General features: G+C 52.7%; 16 protein-coding genes. All 16 read right to left on the bottom strand.

Going from position 1 to position 16,892, the window contains the following annotated elements; genetic code table 11:
- Nucleotide 1: 1 nt before the first annotated feature.
- Nucleotides 2-796: a glycosyltransferase family 2 protein gene (locus BMZ23_RS11185; RefSeq protein WP_177197274.1), complete on the bottom strand. Its 795-nt coding sequence runs from the start codon at nt 794-796 to the stop codon at nt 2-4.
- Nucleotides 793-2,388, bottom strand: a complete 1,596-nt coding sequence (locus BMZ23_RS11190; protein ID WP_245748200.1) for a capsule biosynthesis protein — start codon at nt 2,386-2,388, stop codon at nt 793-795. The genes BMZ23_RS11185 and BMZ23_RS11190 overlap by 4 nt, the downstream gene beginning before the upstream one ends.
- On the bottom strand, nt 2,376-3,545 hold the full coding sequence (locus tag BMZ23_RS11195) for a hypothetical protein (protein ID WP_093477035.1): 1,170 nt from the start codon (nt 3,543-3,545) through the stop codon (nt 2,376-2,378). The genes BMZ23_RS11190 and BMZ23_RS11195 overlap by 13 nt, the downstream gene beginning before the upstream one ends.
- 14 nt (nt 3,546-3,559) lie before the next feature.
- The gene (gene pseI / locus BMZ23_RS11200; protein ID WP_093477040.1) at nt 3,560-4,615 is read right to left on the bottom strand and encodes a pseudaminic acid synthase; all 1,056 of its coding nucleotides are present in this window, start codon (nt 4,613-4,615) and stop codon (nt 3,560-3,562) included.
- 3 nt (nt 4,616-4,618) lie between these two features.
- Entirely contained in the window at nt 4,619-5,131 is a 513-nt protein-coding gene (gene pseH / locus BMZ23_RS11205) for a UDP-4-amino-4,6-dideoxy-N-acetyl-beta-L-altrosamine N-acetyltransferase (protein ID WP_342707841.1), read from the bottom strand.
- Entirely contained in the window at nt 5,131-6,240 is a 1,110-nt protein-coding gene (gene pseG, locus BMZ23_RS11210; RefSeq protein WP_093477044.1) for a UDP-2,4-diacetamido-2,4,6-trideoxy-beta-L-altropyranose hydrolase, read from the bottom strand. Before pseG ends, pseH begins: the two co-directional genes overlap by 1 nt.
- Complete coding sequence (gene pseF / locus BMZ23_RS11215; RefSeq protein WP_093477048.1) at nt 6,237-6,941, bottom strand: pseudaminic acid cytidylyltransferase; 705 nt, start codon at nt 6,939-6,941, stop codon at nt 6,237-6,239. The genes pseG and pseF overlap by 4 nt, the downstream gene beginning before the upstream one ends.
- Nucleotides 6,942-8,111: a UDP-4-amino-4,6-dideoxy-N-acetyl-beta-L-altrosamine transaminase gene (gene pseC / locus BMZ23_RS11220; protein ID WP_093477053.1), complete on the bottom strand. Its 1,170-nt coding sequence runs from the start codon at nt 8,109-8,111 to the stop codon at nt 6,942-6,944.
- Between the two features lie 3 nt (nt 8,112-8,114).
- Nucleotides 8,115-9,113, bottom strand: a complete 999-nt coding sequence (gene pseB, locus BMZ23_RS11225) for a UDP-N-acetylglucosamine 4,6-dehydratase (inverting) (protein ID WP_093477056.1) — start codon at nt 9,111-9,113, stop codon at nt 8,115-8,117.
- Nucleotides 9,114-9,134: 21 nt separating this feature from the next.
- Nucleotides 9,135-10,382 carry a lipopolysaccharide biosynthesis protein gene (locus tag BMZ23_RS11230; protein ID WP_245748201.1) on the bottom strand — a complete coding sequence of 416 codons (1,248 nt, stop codon included), beginning with the start codon at nt 10,380-10,382 and terminating at the stop codon, nt 9,135-9,137.
- Nucleotides 10,383-10,468: 86 nt separating this feature from the next.
- The gene (glmS, locus tag BMZ23_RS11235; protein ID WP_093477064.1) at nt 10,469-12,298 is read right to left on the bottom strand and encodes a glutamine--fructose-6-phosphate transaminase (isomerizing); all 1,830 of its coding nucleotides are present in this window, start codon (nt 12,296-12,298) and stop codon (nt 10,469-10,471) included.
- A 125-nt stretch (nt 12,299-12,423) separates the two neighbouring features.
- Complete coding sequence (locus BMZ23_RS11240) at nt 12,424-13,059, bottom strand: ATPase (protein ID WP_245748203.1); 636 nt, start codon at nt 13,057-13,059, stop codon at nt 12,424-12,426.
- Between the two features lie 41 nt (nt 13,060-13,100).
- A complete protein-coding gene (locus tag BMZ23_RS11245) occupies nt 13,101-13,367 on the bottom strand; it encodes a hypothetical protein (protein ID WP_093477073.1) in 267 nt (88 codons plus the stop codon).
- A 393-nt stretch (nt 13,368-13,760) separates the two neighbouring features.
- A complete protein-coding gene (nusG, locus tag BMZ23_RS14985) occupies nt 13,761-13,943 on the bottom strand; it encodes a transcription termination/antitermination protein NusG (RefSeq protein ID WP_093477078.1) in 183 nt (60 codons plus the stop codon).
- 155 nt (nt 13,944-14,098) lie between these two features.
- Complete coding sequence (locus tag BMZ23_RS11255; protein ID WP_425431690.1) at nt 14,099-15,439, bottom strand: MBL fold metallo-hydrolase RNA specificity domain-containing protein; 1,341 nt, start codon at nt 15,437-15,439, stop codon at nt 14,099-14,101.
- A gap of 127 nt (nt 15,440-15,566) precedes the next feature.
- Nucleotides 15,567-16,847, bottom strand: a complete 1,281-nt coding sequence (locus BMZ23_RS11260; protein WP_245748205.1) for an LPS O-antigen chain length determinant protein WzzB — start codon at nt 16,845-16,847, stop codon at nt 15,567-15,569.
- Between the last annotated feature and the right edge of the window lie 45 nt (nt 16,848-16,892).

Here is a 16,892-nt window from a genome sequence, read left to right on the forward strand (position 1 = left end):
CTCACAACCCCTTCTTTAGAATTCGATAGTAAAAGCCACCCAACGCATGGGTCAGCGTAAAAAAAATTGCTTGCAGCGAATTGGTGTTAGGAAACTCCCTATGCACCATATGCATTCTCTCAAGCATATATTTTTTAGAGCCAGAAATCTGGCCTGCTATTCGACGATAGCAAAGCAGGGGGAACTTTACCTTCCAATGCTTAACACCACTCTCAAGAATACGCATCCAGCAATGGTAGTCCTCCACGGCTTTATAACGAATATCTTCATTGAATGGAAACTGCAGCATCAACTCACGAAGCACTAGAACACTCGAGGTTGGAATTCGCCCCTTCAGTCTCTGCTTGCCGAACGTAACAAGCTCAACAGAAGCAGAACCAACCGCTGGGAAACACAGCAACTTATCATCCCAAAAATCTTTCATTTGCGTGCTAAGAAATTTACCTCCTTTGGACTCAGCAGCGGCAATTTGCTGGGTGAGTTTTTCCGGATGCCAGATATCATCAGCATCCAAAAAAGCAATCCAACGCCCTTTAGCCTCGCGCACACCAATATTTCGAGGGGCTGCAGGAGCCCCATGATTTACATCTAACGCAATCAGACGAATCCTAGAGTCCTCAGCAATATAGCTAGCAACGACGTCACGCGTCGCATCACTTGAGCAATCGTCAACGATCAACATCTCCCAATCAAGCCAGCTCTGGTCAAGGACTGACTGAATTGTCCTTCCAATCATTTTTTCTGCGTTATATGACGGGGTCACAACAGTAATCATTGGCATCTTTACTTTACTCACCCCCGATCTCCCCTCGGCAGCCTTGCCCTGAAATCATCAACCCAGAAAAATGCAGGACGCCGTTTTATCTCCAGCTTCGGCAACTTCAAGCGAGGCATAGGATAGTCAGCAAGCTTGTCCCAGCTTTTTTTCTTCAGTAACTCCACGATCTCGCTCTCATCGCTATCATCCACCGCATAGGTTGGATCGTCAGCAGCCAACTCACCCGTCTGGAACATTCTGATAAGACGAGAAGCATCTGCACCTTGGTAATAGGTATACCGGGTCGTTTCAATGGGGTGAACGAAGTCTACGAATTGAGGGTGACGATGTGAGCGAACATACAAAAAACGCAATGTTTTACGGATAATTTGCTCTGGGTCAAGATCTATCCGAGCCCGCGCCTCATACATGGCCGTTTTGTCTGCAAAAGCTCGAACGAACCCTGCCCTGTCGTAGGTTGAGGGCCCCAAACAGATCACCTGCTTACCACATACACCCGCTTCGACAGCAGAGCTGCCTCCATTTAGCACGACAATATCGGCCTGCTGGATCAAGTCATAAGTATTCGCCTTCTGCTCACTAGATATACAGTGAATCGCCCGGCGCTTTGCCCACTCCCGGTAAAGAGTCAACGAACGCTCACCACCGACTTGACCAATCTTTTCGGCCCAGTTCGGATGGCAGCGTACCACTACCTGACTTGGCGCAATGCCAAATGCCTCGAAGAAGTCATCTAAAGCTTGGGTGTTATCGATCCAGCCAGACTTCCACTCAGCGTGGCCGGCAAATTCGTTCTTGCTGCTAGGAAGGACCAGCACCCGCGGTCCGAGAGAGCTTAGTGGCCAAGGTGCAGGCTCTGGATTCTTGTTGTAAAGTCGCCATTCCAGCGAGTTTCGCTGAAGAAAACGCTCGCCCACAAGTTTTCCTGCGATGCGTGCCTGCGCCAGTGTTAATGGCCGGTCATCGAAAGTAGCAACCATGTCCCCAACAGCCTTCAGAGACAGGCAGTTCGCGTTCGGCGTCAAATGCAAACCTTGACTGAACCAAGGACGCTCGTGGGTAATATAAGGAACGTTTGTCTGTTCACAAGCATAAGTAACTGCACGTGTAAGGTCCATTCGCCCGTTAAAGCAAATCACTCCTTCAAGAGCATTATCCTCAATCCAACGCTTAGCACTAGCATAGGTACGGGCAATAGGGATATGTAGCGACCGACGTACCTGCAACACCGGCTCATCCCCCCACTCGCTTTCTGACTCAGTGCGGGTCAGCGTACAAGAACTGGAAAGTGCGAGTTCGTCCAAAACGGCCTCAGGCAACTCATCATATTTTCCCCTACCAATAGCTGTGACTGAATGCCCTGTATAGCTACGCACACCACCCATAATGCACTTAGCACACTCCTTAAGCTTACTGCTACCCTTGATAGCTCGAGGATAGCAGTTATCTACTGCCGCATCGCAGGTCAAATAAAAAACTTCATGCCCCGCATCCTGCAAAACTTTTGATAGAAAAAAAAGCTGCTCAACATGAGGCCTGAAAGAAAAAATATTCGCCAATCCAACTTTCACAAACCCTCCAACAAGCATAAAAATCACTACTTCATGCAAACCCTTCGCCGAACCTGAAGCTCTGAAAGCACAGCCAAAAAAAGCACAAAGACCAAAGACAATGGATAATAATCCAAAATTCTATTTGACAAAAATACGAACAAAAACATCAAGATCACAAGACCCAAAAATCTTGATAAATCCTCACCAGAAAGCAAAGAAATAGCAGACAAAACAAAACAAAACCCAAAAAACATCAACGAGAAAAGAACGCCAAAGCTTGCAAAATAAGTCAAATACTGACTATCAACCCCATAATAGCTCACCCAATGATATCCAAAAAAAACCACCCCAACCGGATCATCAGCAATATAATCAAGAAACTCACTATGCAACCTTGACCTAATTGATACAGATATAGACTCACCACCACCATAAAACAAAAAACCAAGCAATGAGTCAAACTTATAACGCAGGTGCGCATTGAGCTCGAAAAGGGAAGCACCCAATATAATCATTCCACCCAAAAGAGATGCGCCCACAAAAGCTCTCACACCCCAAAACATGGCTCTAACAAAAAAAACAAGGACTAGCAAAATCAATGACATTAGCGAAGCCGTATTCAGCACCCCAAAAATCAGCACCGCAAGAGAACACAACGAAAAAAAGCTTAGGCGCTTCAAAAACAAAACATAGGCCACCAAAATATTACATACAAAACCAAAACTAGATGGATTCCCCAGACCACCGACATACGCTCTATTTTCCCACAAACTAAAACCGAGTTTGTATAGAGAAAAATCCAGAACAACTTGCAACACCAAAAAAGCCACACAGAAATCCAAAAACAAAATAAACCTAGCCCTATCAAAACCATAAAACCCAAAATACAACAAAGAACATACTGCAAAATTCAAAAAAAGATAATCATCAAAGCCATAATAAACCCCCTTCAAAACATAAAAACAAGAAAACCCGACAGAAAACAAAAACAAAGCCAATCGCCGCCAATCACTACAAAAAACCACGGAAGATGAAACAGAATAGAACAACAAAAACACAGCAACAACTTTAACCAAAAAATTAAAAGCAGCAACATCTGCCGAGACAGCGCCCTGATAAAAATCAAAAAAATACAGACTATAATAAACACCAAAAACCAATACAACAGACAGAAAAACAAGAAGCCCATCAAAAAAAACTACACGGTTAGCCACCAAAAGCTCCCTTCCTAGAAAAAAAGATCACATTCCAACACGGGAGCTCCAAATTTCACACTTACTCTTACGCGCCTCCCCACAATGGAATTTATAAATTTAGGCTGCATTCCGAATCCTGGCCTAACACTTCGAATCGCATCCGGCGTAATTATTTCACCGGCCTTCAGATCCTTGACAAAGTATAGTGACCGCCTGAACTTAACATTCCCTTGCTCACTCGACTTACGCCCATAATCAACGCGCCCAAGTGCCTGCCAAGCAGTTTTAGTATCCCGGCATAAGTTAGCCAGGTCATTCGGCTCAAGCGAGAAGCTGTCATCAGGGCCGCCGCCATTGCGGTCGAGAGTGAAGTGCTTTTCGATAATGGAGGCACCCAGCACCACACTGGCAATCGCCGTGGTATTGTCCAGCGTGTGATCCGACAGGCCGGTGACCAGCCCAAAACGCTCGATCATGTCGCCGATGGTGCGCAGGTTGTAATCCTCTGCCGGGGCGGGGTAGCCGCTTACGCAATGGAGAATGGCCAGTTGTTTACAGCCACCTTCCCGGGCTGCGGTGATGGCTTCCTGAATTTCCTCAGCGTCTGCCATACCGGTGGAGATGATCATCGGCTTGCCAGTGGCCGCCACATAGCGGATTAGCGGCAGGTCGACCGCTTCGAACGAGGCAATTTTATAGGCCGGTGCGTTCAGGTCTTCGAGCAGATCCACTGCGGTGGTGTCGAAGGGCGAGCTGAAAATGGGAATGCCAATTTTCTGGGCATGCTCAAACAGAGGTTTGTGCCATTCCCAGGGCATATGCGCTTCTTCATAGAGCTCATAGAGAGTTCGCCCATCCCAAAGCCCGCCTTTGATTTTGAATTCGTCAGCATCGGAATTCAACGTGATGGTATCCGGGCGATAGGTTTGCAGCTTTACGGCATCCGCGCCGGCCTTGGCGGCCTCTTCAATGATCTTCAGGGCGGTTTCCAGCTTGCCGTTATGATTCGCTGAGAGCTCCGCGATGACGTAGGGTGGCTGATTTCGGGAAATCTCCCGGCCGGCAATTACGATTTTAGGTTCACTCATTCTTCAATCCTTAGCCTGTGCTTGCCATTCGCGGTTCAGAAGACCAAAGCACACAACATCATGAAACTGGCCACCATCAAAGTGCTGATCCCGCAGGCGGCCCTCTTCGGTAAAGCCAAGTCTTTTATGAAACGCGATCGAACGCTCGTTAAACCCGAGCGCTTGCCCACAAACTTTGTGAAGGCTTAACTCTGCGAAAGCGTAGTTGAGGGCTCGCTTGCCAAGTTCCCTACCGCTGCCTTTAGGTGCGTCCGGTGCCAGGTAAAAGCCCCAGTCTGCCACTTCCGGGCAACGTGTGCGGGTGATGTTAACAAAACCCCGCGCCTTGCGACCTTGCTCATAGATCAGAAGCTCTATAGCAGGGTTAGTCCCCGCATTCATAAACCACTTGCGGTGTTCTTCCAGGCGAATCTCATGGGTAGTGTACATGTATCGGCGCACCTCCATATGGTTGCGCCATTGCAGAACCTGTTCAAGGTCTGACTCGGTCATTGGTCGGAGGGTGTGATCCGTCATCAATCTCTCCCACCTGCTGCGCCAATCGCTTCAAGTGCCCGGAACACGCCATCTCCATCGGTGATACCCGCAGCCGCGTCACTCATCCGTTCAAGCCGGCCCGGCTCGAAAAGTGCTACCAATACAGAAGGCAAAGTGGCTCCAAGCTGGTCCGCGTCATCAATCTTTACCGCAGCACCGGATGCTTCCAAGGCGGTTGCGCCGGCAACCTGATTCTCGGCGAGAACAACCAATACGGCAGGAACCCCTAAACAACAACGCTCCCAAGAAGTTCCCCCCGCAGCCCCGATAGACAGGTCCGCCAAGCACATCCGCTCGGCCATGTCGGTTACATTCACACTCACCATTGCTTTGAACGGTAAGTCAGCAGCCTGCTGCCGAACTTCATCCAGATAAGGTGCCGCTGCCCCCATAATAATGTCCAACTCTGTACTCGCCGGCAGCACTGATTCCGAGAGCGCAGCAAGCACTTGGCCCGTCACGTTGGTACGGTCGACACCACCCAATGAAATCAGAATACGCTTCAGTTCCGGCTGCTGCCGCCGGTTCAGACTTTGCTCCCGAAGGTTCGCAAATTCCGGACGCAACAAGGCATAACCCGGGCCGATCAGTCGCTGACAATCCTCGGGTAGAAGACCATCATAATCCGACTCTACCCGGCCCAGATTCTGATCCAGCAACAGCGCACACTCATGGCAGCGATTCGCCAGGTCATCAATGACCATAATGCTGCCGACGACGTTGGCCAAGGCCCGCTCCCAATCGGTGTCCAGTGCGTAGTGATCAACCACCAGCCAATCCGGTTTCCAGGGGACCAGGGTGTCAAGTGTTTGGCGGGCATCTTCTTGCCAGGGCACACCCAGCCAAAGTGTGTAGTTGTCAGAGCGACTGTCTTTCGTGTCCAGCTCGTTATCACTGCACGAGGAGGGCAACAGGGTTAAGCCGTAGCCTTTGCTCGTAATCAGCTCACCCAGATGGCCTTCATGTTCACGACAAACAAACCGGCATTCGTGGCCTTGGCGGGTGAGTTCATCGGCCAGTGTCAGGCAGCGCATCACGTGGCCGGTGCCGATCTGTACGGATGCATCTGTGCGAAACGCAACTCTCACTGCGAACCACCTTCTGCCTGCATCGCCCGGAACAACCATTCCGCCCGGTTCCAGTCTTCCGGGGTATCAATGTCCTGTACCCGGTGGCGTGGCAGCTTAACGGGTACCGAGTCCTCGCCGAAGATGGCCCGCTCTTCACACCAGGCCTCAGCAGTACCCCAATAAAACTGGCCGGCATCGTGCCAGGCTTCTTCCAGGTCTTGTGAGCGAGTTTGGAAGTGTTCAGGGTTGAACATAGCGACATGGCCATTCCCGGTAATCCGAATGGCTCGCTGGATCGGGAAAGCATAGCTGGTCACGGAGAACGCATAGCTGCTGCCGGTGTCCTTGATGAGTTTAAGCCCCTGTTTGAGATCTTCCGCAGAGACAAACGGGGCTGTGGCATAGAGGCAGCAAGCGTATTCCACTGATACATCATTCTGGTGAAGCCACTCCACAGCGTGGCGGATCACCTGCAGCGTTCCGGTAAAATCATCCGACAACTCCGCCGGGCGCATGAACGGCACCGCAGCGCCCCACTCTCGAGCTACACTCGCGATGGCATCGTCATCAGTAGAAACGATAATCTGATCAAAACAGCCACTGGCCTTCGCGGCCTCGATGGACCACGCAATCATCGGTTTACCGCAAAACTCTTTCACGTTCTTACGGGGGATACGCTTGCTGCCACCACGGGCAGGAATGACTGCTACACGGCACACTTACGGATGCCTCCCGGACAATACGAAGCTCAGGGATTCGAGCACCTGATACTGCTGTTCATCCGTCATCCCCTGAAACATCGGCAGGCTTATAGCTTCAGCGTAATAACGCTCCGCTTGAGGAAAATCACCCGTCTTGAATCCCAGTTGTTGATAATACGGCTGAGTATGCACTGGGATGTAATGCAGGTTTACGCCAATGCCTTGCTCACGTAGAGACTCGAAGACCTTACGATGACTTTTGCTGCTATTTTCTAGTTGCAAACGGATGACGTAGAGGTGCAGACCAGAATAGCTGTCCGGGTGCTGCCAGGGCGTCGTGACGGGCAAGCCAGCCAACAGTTGGTCATATCGTTTGGCCAATTCGTGGCGACGGGCAACAAAGCCGTCTAGCCGATCCATCTGGCTTATGCCCAAGGCTGCCTGCAGCTCGGTCATCCGATAATTGAAGCCAAGGTCTATTTGCTGGTAATACCAAGGACCATCCGGCGCCTGGGTCATCTGCTGTGGGTCACGGGTAATACCGTGGCTGCGCAGCAGGTTCATACGCTCTGCCAATTGCGGGTCGTTGGTCACAGCCATGCCGCCTTCAGCGGTAGTGATGATCTTGACCGGGTGGAAGCTGAACACAGTAATGTCACTGTACCACCCGTTACCAATGAATTCGCCCTGATATTTGCCGCCAATAGCATGGGACGCATCTTCAATGACTCTGAAGCCATAACGTTGGGCCAAGTCATCGATGGCTTGCATGTCACAAGACTGGCCGCACAGATGTACGGCAACCACGACCTTGGGTAAACGGCCATCACGTTCAGCCTGTTCCAGCTTATCTGCTAAAGCCTTTGCACACAGATTGTAGGTATGCGGATCGATGTCTACAAAATCCACTCGCGCGCCACAGTAGAGAGCGCAGTTGGCCGAAGCAACAAAAGTGATCGGGCTGGTCCACAACCAGTCACCAGGACCGAGCCCTAGCGCCAAGCAGGCAATATGTAAGGCTGAAGTGGCGCTGTTGACAGCCACCGCATGTTGAGCCCCAACATGCGCGGCCACAACCTGCTCAAAGCGCGGCACCATAGGCCCCTGAGTGAGGAAGTCAGATTGCAGTACAGCGATGACCGCATCAATGTCGGCCTCGCTGATGTCCTGTCGGCCATAGGGGATCATGGATTAAATGCTCCCGATTTTTTCACGGTTGGCGTCTATCCAGGCCTGCAGTTCAGCGCCAGCCATCCATTCACTGTTGTTGTCACTGGAATAAACAAAACCTTCAGGAACTTTTATGCCGTCCTTGATACGATTTGGGCAATCCGCCCAGCCGTTGATAACCGGCAAAATCTTGAAGTGCTCAGGGTATTCGTAAGTGTAGTAAGCATCTTCAGCGCTGATCATCTGTTCGTGAAGCTTTTCGCCAGGACGAATACCGATAACCTCCTGGCGGGCCTCCGGCGCTACCACACAGGCCAAGTCGGTTACCTTCATCGAAGGAATCTTCTTGACATAGATTTCACCGCCGACCATGTCCTCAAAGGCGTGCCATACCAGTTCCACGCCCTGCTCCAGCGAAATCATGAAACGGGTCATGCGCTCGTCGGTAATGGGCAGTACGCCCTTGTCTTTGATAGACATGAAAAAGGGAATTACAGAGCCTCGCGAGCCCATGACGTTACCATAGCGTACTACCGAAAAACGGGTGCCGTGTTCACCGGAGTAGGCGTTCCCGGCTACGAATAGCTTGTCGGAAGTAAGCTTAGTAGCACCATACAGATTGATTGGACTACTAGCCTTATCTGTGGACAAAGCCACTACCCCTTTCACACCTTTGTCGATGCAAGCGTCGATCAGGTTCATCGCCCCCATCACATTAGTTTTGACACATTCGAAAGGGTTGTATTCCGCAGTAGGGACGATTTTGGTGGCAGCTGCATGTACCACGTAGTCCACTCCATCCAGTGCACGGTAAAGGCGCTCTTTGTCGCGGACATCACCGATGAAGAAACGAATGCGGCTATCGCCTTCGAACTTCTTGGCCATGTCCCACTGCTTCATTTCATCGCGAGAGAAAATGATAATTTTCTTCGGGTTGTACTTGGCTAGAGTCATGGGCACGAAGGTATTACCAAAAGAGCCGGTGCCACCGGTGACGAGGATAGTGGAGTTTTTCAGCATGATTCAGGTTTCCTTGTTACATCAAGCAGCGCTGCGGAGCATCTGATACTCCACAGGCGTTAGGAGATAATAAGCCAGTACTTTCCATACCAGCATGACAAAAAAGCTGCAACAGATGGCTGCAGGTACTGCAAGCAGAGTATTAAAGGGAGCCAGCACAAGCACGCTCAGAATAAATACCAAAAGCGCACCGAGATGGCTAAAAATAATGTGCTTATCCTTGCCTTGGGCATAAAGCGCATAATGAGGAATCATTGAAAGCGCCATCAAAACTGTAGCAGCCATTAGCCAGCCGAACAGGTAGCTATGTTCCTGATAGACAGGACGACCAATCCAATCCAGTAGCAGAGGCAACACTAAAGCAGCTACAGTTATGAAGAGTAAGCAGAACACAGCGGTGTGCAGCAATAACTGCTTGAGTTGACGCTTGAAATCGTTGGCCGAACATTGCTGCCAATGACTGATCAATGCGGGATACATAAAAGCGAACACCCCCGCATCCAAAAAAGACATGAGCGCGTTGCTCATACCAATGAAAAGCACGTAAGCCGCGAGAACCTCCATGCCTGCAAAGCTTTCAAACCAGTAGCGGTCCAAGGTGTAAATGCCACGGACGGCCAATGTCGCCAACAAGAAGGGAATCGCAATTTTTATACCGCTCCATACCCAGCGCCAGTCAATCTGACGACGCCAACCGCCGAGCCCCATCCGCAACAAGCTACCAGCACCAAGTACAACGGCGATTGCGGCACCTAGCGTCCATGACATCAGGACGTTTTCCAGACTCCTGCTAGCAGGCTGCCAGAACATTACCCCGACCACCAACAAAGCCCAGAGCCCAGTACGTAGAAATAATACGCAACTAGCCAGCAGAGGGCGTGAAATAGCGATGAGCAAGCGATTGAGCTCTTGGCTAATGTGCTCCACCACCAGCAGCGCGAAAAACCAACCAAGAAGGTATGACGGCAATACATCAAAAGCGAACAAAATCAGTAACAGGGGCATGAACACTAGGTAAGTAACCATAGAAAACGCGCACTGGCTTTTCAGCAGACCACCCCATTCTGTTTTCTCGCGTTTGAGCAGTTCTCGCGTTGTATAGGTGTAAAAATCAAACCCCAGCAGATACAGAGCATAACCCACAGTAGCGGCCACCAAGCCGTACAGACCAACCTCTTCCGGGTCAAGTAGTTTTGCCAGCATAAAGATCAACAAAAATTTGCTGACTAGAGTCATCCCTCTTAAAGCCAAATTGGCCAGGCGGGTCATATTCCGAATTGACATCAACACTGAGCTATTAAAATCATCATTTGGGGAGCACGAAAGAACAAGTTTATTCTCATTAGAAATAGTGCCTACTCAACGGTAACCGATTTCGCCAAATTCCTCGGCTTATCCACATCCGTTCCTTTCACCAACGCCACGTGATAGCTGAGCAGTTGTAGCGGCAGGGTATACACAATGGGTGACACGCTGTCGTACACCCAAGGCATATCAATATGGGTCACCCCTTCACTGGTTTCCAGACCCGCCCGCTCACAGGCGAAATTGATTAGCTGACCACCACGGGCGCGAACTTCTTCAAGGTTGGATTTGAGCTTTTCCAGCAGGCTATCACTGGGAGCAACGCTGACTACGGGCATGTCTTCATCGACCAGCGCCAGCGGGCCGTGCTTGAGTTCACCGGCGGCGTAAGCTTCAGCGTGGATGTAGGAAATTTCCTTGAGCTTGAGCGCCCCTTCCATCGCCACGGGGTAGTGCGGGCCACGGCCAAGGAACAGGGCGTGATGTTTGCTGGCAAAGCTTTGCGCCAATTGCTCGATACCCGGCTCCAGTTGCAGCACTTGTTCGACCAGGCCCGGCAGATTGCGCAATGCCCGGATATTGGCGTTGATGATTTCCGGGGCTCGCTGCTTGGCTTGGGCCAGCGCGGTAGTCAGCCACAACAGCGCAACCAGTTGGGTGGTAAAGGCTTTGGTTGAGGCTACGCCGATTTCCGGGCCAGCCTGGGTCAGCAATCGCCAGCCAGCCTCGCGTACCAGGGAGCTGCCAGCTACGTTGCAGATGGCCAGCGTGCCCAGATAATTCTGCTTCTTGGCATATCTGAGTGCAGCCAGGGTGTCTGCGGTTTCACCAGACTGGGAGATGGTTACCAGCAGGGTGTTGGCCGGGACGGACACGGTGCGATAGCGATACTCGCTGGCAACTTCTACCTGGCAGGCAATACCGGCCTGCTCTTCAATCCAGTAGCGTGCTACCAGGCCAGCGTGGTAGCTGGTGCCGCAGGCGACGATATGGATGTTCTCGATCTGGTGCAGCTGTTGTTCGGCATCCGGGCCGAGGATGCTGGTGAATACGTGGTCATCGGCCAGTTTGCCGGCCAGGGTGTCGGTGATGGCCTGGGGTTGCTCGTAGATTTCCTTGAGCATGTAGTGGCGGTAGTCGCCTTTGTCCAGGCTGTGGGCAGCGTGTTCGTAACGGGTGATGCTGTAATCCGTGGGCTGGTTGCTGCTGTTCCAGATTTCCCGGCTGGTTAGCGTCAGGCGGGCGTGGTCGCCCTCGTCCAGGTAGATGAACTGGTCGGTGGTTTGCAGCATGGCCAAGGGGTCGGAGGCGATGAAGTGTTCTTCGCTGCCGATGCCGATGACCAGCGGGCTGCCCATGCGGGCGCAGTAGAGGGTGTCCGGTTCCTGTTCGTGGATCACACCCAGGGCGAAGGCGCCACGCAGTGTGTTCAGGGTGGTGCGAAAGGCGCTTAGAAAGTTCTCACTGGTTTTGTGATGTTCGGCGAGCAGGTGGGCGATGACTTCGGTGTCGGTGTCCGAGGTGAAGGTATAGCCCAGCGCGATCAGCTGTTTGCGCAGTTGCGCGTGGTTTTCGATGATGCCGTTGTGCACCAGGGCGAGCTGGTCAGCGATATGCGGGTGGGCATTGCGCTCTGCCGGGCGGCCGTGGGTGGCCCAGCGGGTGTGGGCGATGCCGAGGTGGCCGGTGTTGGCGGTTTTATTGAGGGCGTTTTCCAGTTCGGCGACTTTGCCCATGGCGCGGGTTCGGGTGATTTGGCCGCTGCCGTTGATGACGGCGATGCCGGCGGAGTCATAGCCGCGGTATTCCAGGCGGCGTAGGCCTTCAATAAGGATGGGGGTGATGTTGCGCTTGGCGATGGCGCCGACGATTCCGCACATGTTGGGTGTCGTTCCGGTGACGGGTGGTTGGGCTTAGAAGGTCAAAAGGTCAAGATGGATTGCCACGGCCCTTTGGGCCTCGCTATGACGAGGCGGGGGGGGGGTTGCGATGAGTGCTTGGGGTATTACAGGCTGGCGAGGCGTATACGCTCTTTTGGCCATACTTTGAGCAAATTCTCGATAAACCAGGTTGGGTTGGCCTGGTTGAACTGCTTTTCAAAAATATCCAAGGTGCCAGCTGGGGTTACTTCTGCAAAATGTTGTTGGTGTTGGCCTGAGTTGTCGAAAAAGTATGCACGCTTGCATTTTGCTGTCATTGCAGACAACAGTTTCAGGCTACGGTGGTAGCGTTCAACAATTTTGCTCTCTGGTACATCATGCCCGAGTGCGGCGACCCGTTGTTTTACGCGGGCCTTGTGAATTTCCGGGTCTGAGGTGCAGATGTAGTAAAGATAAGGCTCAAAGCCTGCAGCCTTGGCATTGTCAATGAAGCCAAGGTGACTTTCATGGCTCATGACTGATTCATAGGTCAGTGATAGCTTGTAATTGAGCCAGTCCTGCCGTAGCCCTGTTGCAATGGTTTGAGCAACCGCGACAGAGAAGTAATCCGCGAAGTCGGCTTTGTCTTCAGTGAGTGGCGGCGTGCAGTTCAGTATGGTTGCGGTTTGTTGAAGTGCTGCAGCCAGGTCGATGTGCTTTGCTATGTCATCGGGGTTGATGTACTGGCCGATGGGCACTTTCTGGCTGACCAGGGTTTTCATCAATGAAGTTTTGCCGGCCCCATTCGGGCCGGCAATCAGCCTTATCCTTGGCACAGATACTCCCTTAAGTTGAACATATCCTTGTTCTCTGCAGGCTTGATGACAGTAATTTCATGATCAGGGTTTTGGCTGACCAGATTGCCGTCTTTTACGTATACCACTGAAATGCCGGAATCGAGCAGGTTTTTAATGGACTTGCGCGATGACAGCTCGGCAAACTGCATCAGCTTCTTGTTGTCGTCAAAAGGCTGTTTACGATTGCCCTTGCGTACTTTGGTCAAGACTGAATGTTCATCGCAGTTTTTCATTGCTTTACCTCCACACACTCAATCTCAAGAATACGCTTTTGTTCTGTGGTTAGCCAGTCAAGTGGCTGTGCTGGACGGGCAGCGCTTTGCGCTGTTTGCCGAATACAATTCGGCGTTCCCGGGTTGGGCTTTGGGCTGTTTGCCGGATGCAATTCGGCGTTCCCGGGTTGGGCTTTGGGCACGCTACCGCCACAAGATTTGCTGTTGGTTTCTTGAGAACAGGTCATGCGGCACGTTGTGGTGGCTGCTGTTGGCGGCCGGTTGGTTCTGGTTACCTGTACGCTTTGGCGGTGTTGCTGCGTTGCAGGGGGTTTGTGGTGTTACTGGTAATGATAACGCCGAATAGTGGCATTATGCTACGTTTCGTTCGGTATATGACGCCAGAAATTTGTTTCAGCACGATGACGCCAGGGCGGTCAGCGGGACTTTCAGGCGTTGTTCGCGCTGTAATATGTTGAGCAGGATGATGGCGCGTTCTTCGCCGTCGGTTTTGCTGAACACGGCTTCCAGGTCTTTGAACGGGCCGTCGATCAGGCGCACTTTGCTGCCGGGGGTAAAGAGTTCGCTGGCTGGCACCCGTTAATGGCGCCAAAACATCGGCTATTGCAATTTGGTGACGGCATTTTACCGAGTAACCCATAGCGAACAAGTCTTGACAGGCCATTAAAGCTATCGATTGGCTAGCCCATCCGATAAACGGACTAGACCATGGTCGTGTTGACACCAGCAGTTCAAGGAATAATGACAGCCATTGACTTGTTCTTGTTGCTGGCAGCCTGCTGAATACGGGCTTGCAGGGCCTGCTTGGCGCCGGGGTCGCCGTGCACCAGGCGCACTTCGCTGGGCCAGTGGCGCATGCGGGTAATGAAGTTGGTCAGGCCCTTTTGATCGGCGTGGGCGGAATAGCCGCCCAGGGTATGCACACCGGCCTTGATGCGCAGGCGCTGGCCATCAATAGTGACGCTGCCGCCCTGCCCTTGCTGCTGAATGCGGCGCCCCGGGGTGCCACCAGCCTGGTACCCGACAAAGACCACATTATGCCGCGCATCTTCCAGCATGGCTTTGAGGTAATTGAGGATGCGCCCGGCGCTGCACATGCCGTTGCCGGTAATCACGATGGCCGGCTGTGCGGTGCTGGCCAGGCGGTTGACCATGGCCAGGTGTTGCTGGTGCTCGGTCACCGTGAGCAGGTTATCGAACGCCAGTGGCTTGCGGCCTTCGCTGACCCGTTGCAGGGCTTCGTCATCCCAGTAGGGTTTGAGCTGGCGGTAGAGCGCGGTAAAGCGGCTGGCCAGCGGGGCATCGAGGATGACCGGGATCTGTTGCTGGCTCAGCGGGTTGGACCCGTCATGGAAGATGCCTTCCAGCTCATACAGCAGCTCCTGGGTGCGGCCGATACTGAACGCGTGGATGATCACACTGCCGCCATCCGCCAGCGCTTGTTCCAGCACCGCCTGAAAGCGTTTGCGCCTTGTGCGGCGGTCTTCATGGTTGCGGTCGCCGTAGGTGCTTTCCAGAACCACGGTATCGGCATGCCAGGCTATGGCCGGGGGTGGTAGCAAGGGGGCATGAGGTGCGCCCAGATCCCCGGAGAAGATAATGCGTTTGCGTTGGACTGGCTCGGTTTGCGGGTAGCGCACATCAAATTCCACCCAGGCGGAGCCCAAGATATGCCCGGCACGCTGAAAGCGGAGGCGGCAGACCAGGTCAGGGCGCTGGATAACCGTGATCCACTCTTTATAGGGATGGCCGTGCAGCATGGGTTTTACCAGGTCGATAAAGTTGCCGGCCAGCTGGCGGTCGCGTTGGATGCCGACCATAAAGGCATCTTCCAGTACCGTGGGCAACAATAAGGCTGACGGCTCCGTACAATAAACCGGACCTTTGAAGCCTGCGGCAATCAGCCAGGGCAGGCGGCCTACATGGTCGATATGTACGTGAGTAGCAATGAGTGCTTGCACGCTGCTGAGGCTGAATTCGATATCAAGCTGATCAGCACTTGCACCTTGCTGTGAGCTTTCACCGCCCTGAAACAGGCCGCAATCGATCAATAAGCTGGTGCTTTCGTCCAACCAGAGCTGATGACAAGAACCGGTTACGCCTTGTGTGGCACCGTGATGCTGTATATGGGGATAAGTCATGGGCTTCCTTGCCTGGGTGTGATGTCAGTACTTTTTCGCAGTGTTGAGTAGCGGTTTTTTACGCTGGCTTTTCCGCTTGTTTGCGCTTGCGGATAACAATGCGCATCAGTGCAATCATGCCGCCGAGCATGCCGCCGAGCACTATGCCTAGGGCCAGGATCATGGGCTTCTTGGGTTTGATCGCTGACACCGGCTGCACTGCCACCTGATCAATCCGTACCAGGCTCAGCTTTTGCGGGTCGAGTTCAAGTGATTTCAGTCGGGCGCGCTCGGAGCGCAGTTTGGCGAGTTCGGCGAGGAACAGGTCTTCGTTTTCCCGGGCTTGCAGCATTTCGATGGTGCGATTGTTTTCCAGCAGCTGCAATTCCTTGTTGATTTCCACTATGCGCGGCGCGGTGAAGTCATCCGAGGTGCGGCTTTGCAGGGCTTTGCGTTCGGCTTCCAGGGCGTCGGTGCCCATAAAGTACAGTGGCGGGGTCTGGTTGGTAACTTCGGTGCGTACTACGTTACCTGTACTGCGCTGTTCCTGGCTCATGCCTGAGGGGGTGGTGGGCTTTTTGATGCCAAGCGCGCTGGCGATGCTGATGGCTTCTTCCAGTTGGGCGATGCGGTTTTCGCGGCGCTGACGCAATTGGGTGCGCAGGGCGTTGAGTTCGTCGTTGAGTTGTACGCGTTTGAGCTCATCCGACTCGGTCAACTTGGCAATGCGCACTTCAATTTCTGCTTCATAGGCAGCACGAGCTGTGTTGATTTTACGATCAAGCTCTGACAAGCGGCTGGCTACCAGCGCATTGTGGTCTGCTGTTACGTCCTGCAATGCCCTTGCTATGGCGTGTTGGACCATGCCATTGACGATCTGCGGGCCATCAACGCCGCGCGGGTAACTGAATTGCAGACTGACGAAGGGGTTAGGCGTATCGGTTTTCTTGGGGTCTGGCCGAATGACCTTGACCGCGTCCTGGTTAATGCGGGCGAAGTTCTGCTCAAGGCTGCGGCTTTCTGACTCCAGTTCGCTGAACAGCTCACGGTTATTGCGGTAATAATCCAGACGTGCCTCATAGGAATCCAGTTCTGCTGCGACCAGAGCTAGTGCTTCACCTGGCTTTAGCTTGTACACACCCAAGCGGTTCAGTTCGTCCAGGCTTTTCACCACGGTTGGGCGCACTGTGCTTTGTGTTTGGTATTGCGGTGTTGCCAGCAGCGCATAGGCCAGTGCAATAAAGGTAACCACGGCGGTGACCAGTGCGATCAGGATTTTTTCTTTCCAGAGATTTTCTGCCAGTTCGAACAGGTCAATTTCGTCGTCATGGAAATGGGCTTGGGGGGTGAGGTCGCTCACGGTGGCTCCGGTCTGTATTGCTGTGGTTTTTGGCACGCTACCGCC

The organism is Halopseudomonas yangmingensis (genome assembly GCF_900114825.1).
Lineage (GTDB): Bacteria > Pseudomonadota > Gammaproteobacteria > Pseudomonadales > Pseudomonadaceae > Halopseudomonas > Halopseudomonas yangmingensis.

Excerpts from the sequence above, each read along its gene's own strand:
- pseI (WP_093477040.1), bottom strand. The coding sequence starts at position 4,615 with ATGAGTGAACCTAAAATCGTAATTGCCGGCCGGGAGATTTCCCGAAAT.
- pseH (WP_342707841.1), bottom strand. The coding sequence starts at position 5,131 with ATGACGGATCACACCCTCCGACCAATGACCGAGTCAGACCTTGAACAG.
- pseC (WP_093477053.1), bottom strand. The coding sequence starts at position 8,111 with ATGATCCCCTATGGCCGACAGGACATCAGCGAGGCCGACATTGATGCG.
- pseB (WP_093477056.1), bottom strand. The coding sequence starts at position 9,113 with ATGCTGAAAAACTCCACTATCCTCGTCACCGGTGGCACCGGCTCTTTT.
- BMZ23_RS11230 (WP_245748201.1), bottom strand. The coding sequence starts at position 10,382 with ATGACCCGCCTGGCCAATTTGGCTTTAAGAGGGATGACTCTAGTCAGC.
- glmS (WP_093477064.1), bottom strand. The coding sequence starts at position 12,298 with ATGTGCGGAATCGTCGGCGCCATCGCCAAGCGCAACATCACCCCCATC.
- BMZ23_RS11240 (WP_245748203.1), bottom strand. The coding sequence starts at position 13,059 with ATGAAAACCCTGGTCAGCCAGAAAGTGCCCATCGGCCAGTACATCAAC.
- BMZ23_RS11245 (WP_093477073.1), bottom strand. The coding sequence starts at position 13,367 with ATGAAAAACTGCGATGAACATTCAGTCTTGACCAAAGTACGCAAGGGC.